The organism is Acidovorax sp. (assembly GCF_046339755.1).
Lineage (GTDB): Bacteria > Pseudomonadota > Gammaproteobacteria > Burkholderiales > Burkholderiaceae_C > Acidovorax.
On record NZ_JBKDTZ010000098.1, the window covers coordinates 1 to 8149 of the forward strand.

The 8149-nt window shown below is 67.1% G+C and carries 8 protein-coding genes; 1 reads left to right on the forward strand and 7 read right to left on the reverse strand.

Annotated elements, in window-relative coordinates; genetic code table 11:
- From ACK59X_RS07805 to ACK59X_RS07835, 7 genes are all read right to left on the reverse strand, one after another.
- On the reverse strand, nt 1-852 hold an 852-nt coding region (locus ACK59X_RS07805), incomplete at its 3' end, for an aromatic/alkene monooxygenase hydroxylase subunit beta (protein WP_409956320.1).
- A gap of 42 nt (nt 853-894) precedes the next feature.
- Nucleotides 895-1173: a phenol hydroxylase subunit gene (locus ACK59X_RS07810; RefSeq protein ID WP_322593196.1), complete on the reverse strand. Its 279-nt coding sequence runs from the start codon at nt 1171-1173 to the stop codon at nt 895-897.
- A gap of 280 nt (nt 1174-1453) precedes the next feature.
- The gene (locus tag ACK59X_RS07815) at nt 1454-3121 is read right to left on the reverse strand and encodes a sigma 54-interacting transcriptional regulator (RefSeq protein WP_409956326.1); all 1668 of its coding nucleotides are present in this window, start codon (nt 3119-3121) and stop codon (nt 1454-1456) included.
- 171 nt (nt 3122-3292) lie between these two features.
- The gene (locus tag ACK59X_RS07820; RefSeq protein ID WP_409956321.1) at nt 3293-4213 is read right to left on the reverse strand and encodes a dioxygenase; all 921 of its coding nucleotides are present in this window, start codon (nt 4211-4213) and stop codon (nt 3293-3295) included.
- 53 nt (nt 4214-4266) lie between these two features.
- On the reverse strand, nt 4267-5253 hold the full coding sequence (locus ACK59X_RS07825; protein ID WP_409956322.1) for a tripartite tricarboxylate transporter substrate binding protein: 987 nt from the start codon (nt 5251-5253) through the stop codon (nt 4267-4269).
- Nucleotides 5254-5289: 36 nt separating this feature from the next.
- Nucleotides 5290-5565, reverse strand: a complete 276-nt coding sequence (catC, locus tag ACK59X_RS07830; protein ID WP_409956323.1) for a muconolactone Delta-isomerase — start codon at nt 5563-5565, stop codon at nt 5290-5292.
- Between the two features lie 24 nt (nt 5566-5589).
- The gene (locus tag ACK59X_RS07835) at nt 5590-6783 is read right to left on the reverse strand and encodes a muconate cycloisomerase family protein (RefSeq protein WP_409956324.1); all 1194 of its coding nucleotides are present in this window, start codon (nt 6781-6783) and stop codon (nt 5590-5592) included.
- Nucleotides 6784-6929: 146 nt separating this feature from the next.
- Here ACK59X_RS07835 and ACK59X_RS07840 point away from each other — a divergent pair, with 146 nt between their 5' ends.
- Nucleotides 6930-7796, forward strand: a complete 867-nt coding sequence (locus ACK59X_RS07840) for a LysR substrate-binding domain-containing protein (RefSeq protein ID WP_409956325.1) — start codon at nt 6930-6932, stop codon at nt 7794-7796.
- Nucleotides 7797-8149: the final 353 nt, after the last annotated feature.

Genomic DNA, 8149 nt, shown 5'->3' on the forward strand with positions numbered 1-8149 from the left:
GGTGCGGTGCGCTGCGTTGGGCGGCGATTCCTCGGCGGCGGTCTTCACGGTGGCGTCCACCCCGCGGGTGGTCTCGTCGTACCTGTCGTTCATGACGCCGGTCAGCATCGACAGGGCGTTGCCGGTGCCCGGGTTCAGGTCCGCCTCCAGGTGGCGGTAGACCAGCGGGTACAGCACGCCGTCGAACACCAGGTTCTGCGCCACGAACACCTCGAACCAGTCCTTGGTGACGAACAGGTTCTCCATCAGGCGGCGCACGCCCTGCCAGGCGGGGGCATGCAGCCAGTCCTCCTTGGCCTGGTCGAGGGCGGCCTCGCCGTTGGTGTCCAGCATCAACCCCACCCGCGTGAGGTACTGGGCGATGCCCAGGCGGTCCATGGTGGCGAATTGGGTGGCCTGCGTGATCGCTGCGCCCCAGCCGTAGGCGGTGATGAAGCAGTTGTTCATGTTGGCGCCCCACTCGTAGTGGCGCAGCGGCACCAGCGCGCACTGGATGCGCTGGCGCGTGGCCGCGTCGAGCTGGCCGAGCAGCTGGCGCTTTTCCACGAACTCGTACTGCCGGTCGGTCGCGTCCTGCTGCTTGGCGCGGGCCATCACGTACACGCCGTAGTAGAAGTGGCGCGGGTCCTTGAAGGCGTACCAGTCCTGCATCACGATGGCCGTGCGGCGCTTGTCGTACAGCGCGCGCTCGGGCTCCCACAGCGGCCGGTAGTGGAAGTTCACCTCCGGTTGCATGTCGATGGTCGCCTCCTGGTAGCGCGACGCGGGCTTGTCCGCGCCCAGGCGGCGCGCAATGAATGAGAAGGTCTGCCTGATCGGCTTGACGCTGGTGGTCTGGATGTCGACATGCATCGTGTTGTCTCCTGGTGCTGTGGTTGTGGGTGGGGATCTGAGTCAGTGGTCGATGCCGGGCGCGCCGAAGCGCCATTTCAGGCGCTCGTAGTCCAGCCGCGCGCCCTCTTCGGCATCGAGGTGGATGGCCTGGTGCTGTGCGCAGAAGGCGTGGAACTGGTCGAACAGCAGGACCAGCTCCACCGCCAGCTCGGGGTCGCCGATGGCGAACTCGAACGCGACGAAGCGCTGCTCCAGCGTGCCGGTCACCCGCACATAGCAGGGCAGGCCGCTCATCTCGCTGGCCGATGCCGGTGGGGTCATGCCGTGGGTTTGGGTCATTTGTTCACTACACCAATCGAAGGGGGGCCAGGGGCCCGGGCGGTGTAGAAAGGGCAATCGCTGTGCCAGCGCGCGCAAGCCCTTGATTTGCATGGGTTGGCCCCTTGCAGTCACCCCGTTGCCAGGGTTTTCCTGAAGCCTGAAATCATCAAATGCTGCGGTGCAGCTTGATCAAATGGTGAAGTGGCGCACGGGCGTGGGCCGGCCATGCGCTGCGGCCCCGGTGAGGGGCTGTGGGGAGGAGGCAACAGGGATGGGCGCGGCGGGGCTCCGCGCCGGTTCAGGCCGTGGGAACGCCTTCTTTCTTGAGGCGGTAGGCCAACTGCGGCCGCGTGATGCCCAGCAGGCGCGCCGCCTGCGAGAGGTTGCCGCCCGCACGCTGCAAGGCCGTCTGCAGTAGGCGCTGCTCCAGCTGGGCCAGGTCCACGTTGCGGTCCAGCACCTCGGTGCAGATGCCGTCGATGGCATCGCTGGGCGCGCCGCGTGTCACTGCACCGCGCCCGTCGAGCTGCCCGCCCTGGGCTGGGGGCGCCACGCCCGACAGGTGCGAGGCCTCGATGAAGCCGTTGTCCGGTGCCAGCAGCACGGCGCGTTCCATCACGTTCTCCAGCTCGCGGATGTTGCCCGGCCATGGGTGGCCCAGCACCGCGCGCATGGCCTTGTCGGTCAGGCCCAGCACCTTCTTGCGGTACAGCTCGCCATAGCGCTCCACGAAGCGGTCCACCAGGGCGGGTATGTCGGCCGTGCGCTCGCGCAGCGGCGGTATGGTGATGGGAAAGGTGTTCAGGCGGTAGAACAGGTCGGCTCGGAAGCGCCCGGACTGCATGGCCTGCTGCAGGTTGACATTGGTGGCGGCGACGATGCGCACGTCGAAGGGCGTGCTGTTCTCGGCGCCCAGGCGCTCCACCTCGCCGGTCTGCAGGGCGCGCAGCAGTTTGACCTGCGCGGCCAGCGGCAAGTCGCCGATCTCGTCGAGGAACAGCGTGCCGCCGTGCGCCCGCTCGAAGCGCCCGGCCCGCGCCAGGTGGGCGCCGGTGTAGGCGCCTTTCTCCACGCCGAAGAGCTCGGCCTCGATCAGCTCGTGCGGTATGGCTGCGCAGTTCACGGCGATGAACGGCCCCTTGGCGCGCGGCCCGTTCTCGTGCAGCCAGCGCGCAAAGACCTCCTTGCCCACGCCGGTCTCGCCCAGCAGCAGCACGGTGATGGCGTTGTCCGCCGCGCGGCTGAGCAGTTCGAAGGCCTCGCGAAAGCCGGGCGACACGCCCACCAGCTTGCTGTCGTAGCGCCGGCGCGCCTGCACGCTGCGCAGCTGGTCCAGGCCGATCTGGTAGTCGATGAGCTGCGCGGCAAAGGGCTGGGGCTGGAAGTAGGCCACATAGGCATCGTCGTTCCAGCGCTCGGCCACCTGGCCGACGATGCGGCACAGCGCATCGCCCTGGCTGCGGCATTCCACCTCCTTGTAGACCACGAGCTGGCCCATGAAGGTGCTGGTGTAGCCCGAGGCGTAGCCGATTTGCGTCCAGCAGGCCGGGTCGTCGCCAAAGCCAAAATCGCTGATGTTGACCTCGTCCTCCCAGGAGTTGGTCCACAGGAACTCGCCATAGAAATGGCCCTGCGCGAGGTTGATGTCGAGCTGCACCTTTTCGACCGACACCACGCCTTCGATGGAATGCAGCTGCGGGCCGAGCAGAAAGGCATCGTGCGTCTTGAGGCCGGCGCGCCGCTGCTTGACGGCCAGCTCGCCATCGCGCTGGCCCGAGGCAAAGCCCATGCGGATGAGCAGGCCGCGTGCGCGCTCCACGCCCAGGGAGTCGAACAGTTCCTTGCGCAGCGCCGCCAGCGCGCGGGCATGGAGAAGCAGCATGCGCTGCTCGTCAAGCCAGATATGGCCGGTGTCGGCGTTGAAACGCAGCAGCGAGAGAGGATTGGCCAAGGGGGTCTCCAGCATTCCGCCTTGCAGCAGCCGGGCTGCACGGGGGCGGATGGTGCAAGTATGGTGCGCCATCACGCCGGCGGGCGCCACGGGGTTTTTCCTGCAGCGGGGCAGGGTCTGCATAGGTCGGCGCCAACGCAAAAAGCCGCCCGGGTGAGGGCAGCTTGGCCTTGGGGCGGGTGCGTATCAGCCCGGTGTGGCCACGCGCTCCATGCGGGTGAGCGGCAGGGCCTCGTCTTCGCTGGCGGCCTTGGGCAGCACGAAGTTGAACACCGAGCGCGTGAACGGTGCCGTGATGCCCAGGGACTCATAGCCCTGGGGCGCCACATTGCGCTCCAGCGAAACAATCAACCCATCGCGCGTGGCGAAAGCGAAGTCATCATCGATATAGCTGTCGCCCGGAATGTTCACCTGCGTGGTCAGCGTGCGCATGCCGGGCGCAGTGACCAGGAAGTGGATGTGCGCCGGGCGTTGGCCATGGCGGCCCAGGGCGGCGAACAGCTCGGCCACCGGCCCGGTCGGTGGGATCGCATAGCCCGGTGGCAAAAAGCTGCGAAAGCGGTAGAAGCCCTTGGCATCGGTCTCGATGCGCCGGCGCAATTCATAGGGCTGCATGCCCGGAAAGAAGTGCGAGTAGCCGCCTTTCTCATTGGCATGCCACACATCGACCATGGCATGCGGCACAGGGTGGCCATCGAGGTCCAGCACCTGGCCTTCCATGATGAAGATCTCGCCCTTGGGCTCGCCTTCGTCCACCCGCACCTCTACCTTGGAAGTCGGTGCACCGGCAACGAACAGAGGCCCTTCGATGGCGCGGGGCGTGCCGCCTTCGCGGCCGGCCTTCTGGTCTGCCTCGTCGGCGCGGATGTCGAGCAGGCGGTCAAAGCCCAGGCCCGCCGTGATCAGGCCGGTCTGCCCCGCAGCACCCAGGCGCGTGAGCCAGGCGGTGGCGGCCCAGAACTCGTCGGGGGTCACGTCGAGCTCGTCGATGGTCTTGAACAGGTCGGTGACGATGCGCTCGGTGAGCTGGCGCACGCGCGGGTTGCCGGGGGCGATCTTCTTCGTGTTGACCAGTGCGAGCAACTGGGCCTGGGTGAGTTCTGCCATGTTCTTGTCTCCTCTGTGGGGTGGTTCGTGGGAAAGAATTGCCGGGGTGTTGCTCAGTCGAGCCTGATGTGGCGTTCGGCGATCAATTTCGCCCAGCGCTCCGACTCGCGTGCCAGGTGGGTGGCCAGTTCAGCAGGCGTGGAGCCCACGGGCTCGGCGCCGATGGTCTCGAAGCGGGCCACCACATCGGGCTGCTTCATCGCATCGCGCAGCGCGGCGTTGAGCTTGTTGACGATGGGCGCGGGCGTGCCGGCCGGCATGAACACCGCGAACCAGGGCGAGACCTCGTAGCCCGGCAGGCCCGCCTCGGCCAGCGTGGGCACATTGGGCAGGGTGGCCGAGCGCTTGGCCGTGGTCACGCCCAGCGCGCGCAGCTTGCCCGACTGGATATGCGGCCGCGCCGAGGTGATGCTGTCGAACATGTAGTTGATCTGCCCGCCCAGCAGGTCGGCCACGGCTGGGCCGCTGCCCTTGTAGGGGATGTGCAGCATGTCGATCTGCGCGAGCGAGTTGAACACCTCTCCCGCCAGGTGGATGGACGTGCCGTTGCCGGCAGAGCCGTAGGTGAGCTTACCCGGCGCCTTGCGCGCGGCGGCGATCACGTCGGCGGCGGTCTTCACGTCGGGCTGGGTGGCATTGGTCACCAGTACGTTGGGCACCACGGCCAGCAGGCTCACGGGCGCGAAGTCCTTGATGGGGTCGTAGGAGAGCTTGCCGTACAGCGGCTTGTTGGTGGCCATGCCGATGGACGTGATCATCAGCGTGTAGCCATCGGCCGGCTGCTTGGACACGAACTCGGCACCGATGTTGCCGCCCGCACCGGCCTTGTTCTCGATCACGAAGGGCTGGCCCAGCGCCTGGCCGGCTTTCTCGCCCAGGGTGCGGGCGATCGCGTCCATGGCACCGCCGGGCGGGAAGGGCACGACCCAGCGGATGGGCTTGTTCGGCCAGTTGGCGCCGCTAGTCTGGGCATGCGCCGTGGGCAGCATCGCCAGCGCGGTGGTTGCGGCCAGCAGGGCCAACAGGGTTTGTCGATTCATTCGTCTTGTCTCCGGTACTCTTCTTGGGGATTGCGGTCAGATGGCCGAGGGGTGCTTGGCCAGTGGCGTCACGGAGATCTTCATGAACGTGAACAGCGGCAGTCCCTGCAGCAGCTGGTGCAGCTCGTCGTTCGAGGCCACGTCGAAGACGCTGTAGTTGGCGTACTCGCCCACCACGCGCCAGATATGGGGCCAGCGGCCGTCGCGCTGCAGCTCCTGGGAGTAGGCCTTTTCGCGGGCCTTGATCTCGTTGGCCTGCTCGGTGGGCAGGTCGTGGGGGATGTGCACATCCATGCGGACGAGGAACAGCATGTGGGGGTCTCCTTGTTTGCTTGCTTAAACGGTGGTGGCCTGGCGGCCCAGGTCGATGTGCAGGGGCGCCTTGCCTGCGAGTGCGCGGTCGAAGCGGTCGAGCTGTGCGAGCGAGACCTCCACCCCGAAGCCCGGGCCATCGGGCAACTGCAGGGCGAAGTCGGTGATGGGCATCTGGTTCTCCACAATGTCATCCACCAGCAATTGCGGGCCGAACAGCTCGCAGCCATGGTGCTGGCTGCCCAGGGTGGAGAACACGTGGGCCGACGCGGCACTGCCCAGCGAGGTCTCCAGCATGGTGCCGCCATACCAGCCGATGTCGGCCGCCTCGGCGATCGCCGCCACCTTGCGCGTGCGCAGCAGGCCGCCGTGCTTGGCCACCTTGAGCGAGAACACATGGCAGGCCTGGCCGCGCGCCAGCGCCATGGCGTCCTGCGGGGTGCACACGGTCTCGTCGGCCATGATGAGGGCGTCGCGGCCCAGCGTGGCGGTCAGCTCTTTCAGGGCCTCCACATTCCAGTGGGCGACGGGCTGCTCGATCAGTGTCACGCCGGCCTCCACCAACTGCGGCAGGTAGCGGCGCGCGGTGTTGCCGTCCCAGGCCTGGTTCACGTCCACCGTCAGCGTGGCACGGCCCGCCAGGCCCCGGGCGATCTGGGTCACGTGGGCCACATCGTCGGCCGGGGCGTTGGCGCCGATCTTCATCTTGAAGATATGGTGGCGGCGTTGCTCCAGGCGCAGCTGGGCCTCCTGCAGGTCGCGCTCCACATTGCCGCTGGCCAGGGTCCAGGCCAAGGGCAGGCTGGCGTGCACCTTGCCGCCCAGCAGTTGCCAGGCCGGCAGGCCCAGCGTTCGGCTTACGGCATCTATCAGGGCCATTTCCACGGCGCTCTTGGCAAAGGCATTGCCCTTGCAGGCCTTGTCCATGCGCGCCAGCGCGGCCTCGAAGCCGCCCGCGCCCTGGCCGCGCAGGGCGGGCGCCAGGTACTGGGTGATGGCGTGCTGGATGCTCTCGGGCGACTCTTCATTCCACGAAGGGCCGCCAATGGTGGCCGCCTCGCCGAAGCCGCAGGCCCCGTCGGCCAGCCACAGCTGCACGATGACCGGGCTCTGGCGGCTGATGGCGCCGAACGAGAGCTTGTGCGGGCGGATGGTGGGGATGTCCAGGATGCGCGCTTCGATGCGCTCGATGGTGAAACCACCGGGGTGGTTGGTCATGGGGCAGGCCTTCGGTCGGTAAGCGGGAAACGGTTCAATCAATCAAGGCGAAGGTTAGTTTCTGCCTGCCGGCAAATCCAATGATTCATTTGCAACGCATCGTTCGATATCATCGATGGGTTTGCTGCTACCCCCAGAATGCTTTCATGGAAATCCGCCAGCTCCGCTATTTCCTCGACATCGCGCGCACCGAGCACCTGACGCAGTCGGCGCAGAACCTGTTCGTCACCCAGTCCACGCTGTCGCACGGCCTGCGCCAGCTGGAGCAGGAGCTGGGCGTGGCCCTGTTCGACCGCTTGGGCCGCGGGCTCAAGCTGTCGCAGGCGGGGGTGGCCTTTCGCACCTACGCCGCGCGGGCCCTGCAGGAGATCGAGGCCGGGCGCATGGCCCTGGCCGACATGGGGGCGCTGGAGTCGGGCTCGCTCACCGTGGGGGTGATCCCGACCTTTTTGCACACCCTGGTGCCTGCCGCAGTGGCCGCGTTCAGCAGCGCGTACCCGCGCGTCAACGTGGTGGTGCGTGACTTGCGGGCCGGGCCCATCGAGGAGCTGTTGGTGGAGGGGCAACTGGATGTGGGCATCGCCTTCTACCCCACCGAACGCGAGGAGATCGAGACCGAGCCGCTGTTCGAGGAGCGGCTGCAGTTGGTGGTGAACGGGGCGCACCCATTGGCTCGTCGCCGGACTCTGGCGTTGAAGGATTTGGCTGGCGTGCCTTTGGCCATGTTGCCGCGGGCGTTCACTACCCGCCGTCTCATCGATGACAACCTGCGGGCTGTGGGGGTGGTGCCGGTGGTGCGGGTGGAGATGGAGTCGGTGGAGGGCTTGCTCGATGTGTGCCGGTGGGGGGATCTGGCGAGCATTGCGCCTGAACGTGCTGCCCTGCAGGCGGCCGACCTGCATGCCATCAATCTGCATTCGCCTGGGATGGTGCGGCATGCGGGGATTTTGTGGCGCAAGCGGGCTTCTCGGAGTCGGGCGGCTTTGGAGTTTGCTGCTTTGTTGAGGCCTTGATTGTTGGTTGTGGTTGCTTCTGTTTTTGGGTTGAGGGCGGAGGCCGGGGTGTGCGCCCGGCGGCGCAGTAACTTTCTCTTGAGTCGCCAAGAGAAAGTCACCAAAGAGAAGGCGACCCCCAGTCTGCGTCCCCCGTACGCCCTGTCGGGCGAACGGGGGCAACCTGCGATGCTCGGGCCTGGGGTGGTGCCGCAGAACTCGCTGCGTTCTTCGAACTTCGCTCAAACAGCTGCGGCAAGCTAGACAACGATGCGCGTGTCCTTCGGCACGCGCTCACCCCAGGCCCGGCGCGTCACGGCCCCGGCCGAAAGGGGTGGGGGCGGGCTGCCAGACGGCCCATTCTTCGCAACGGC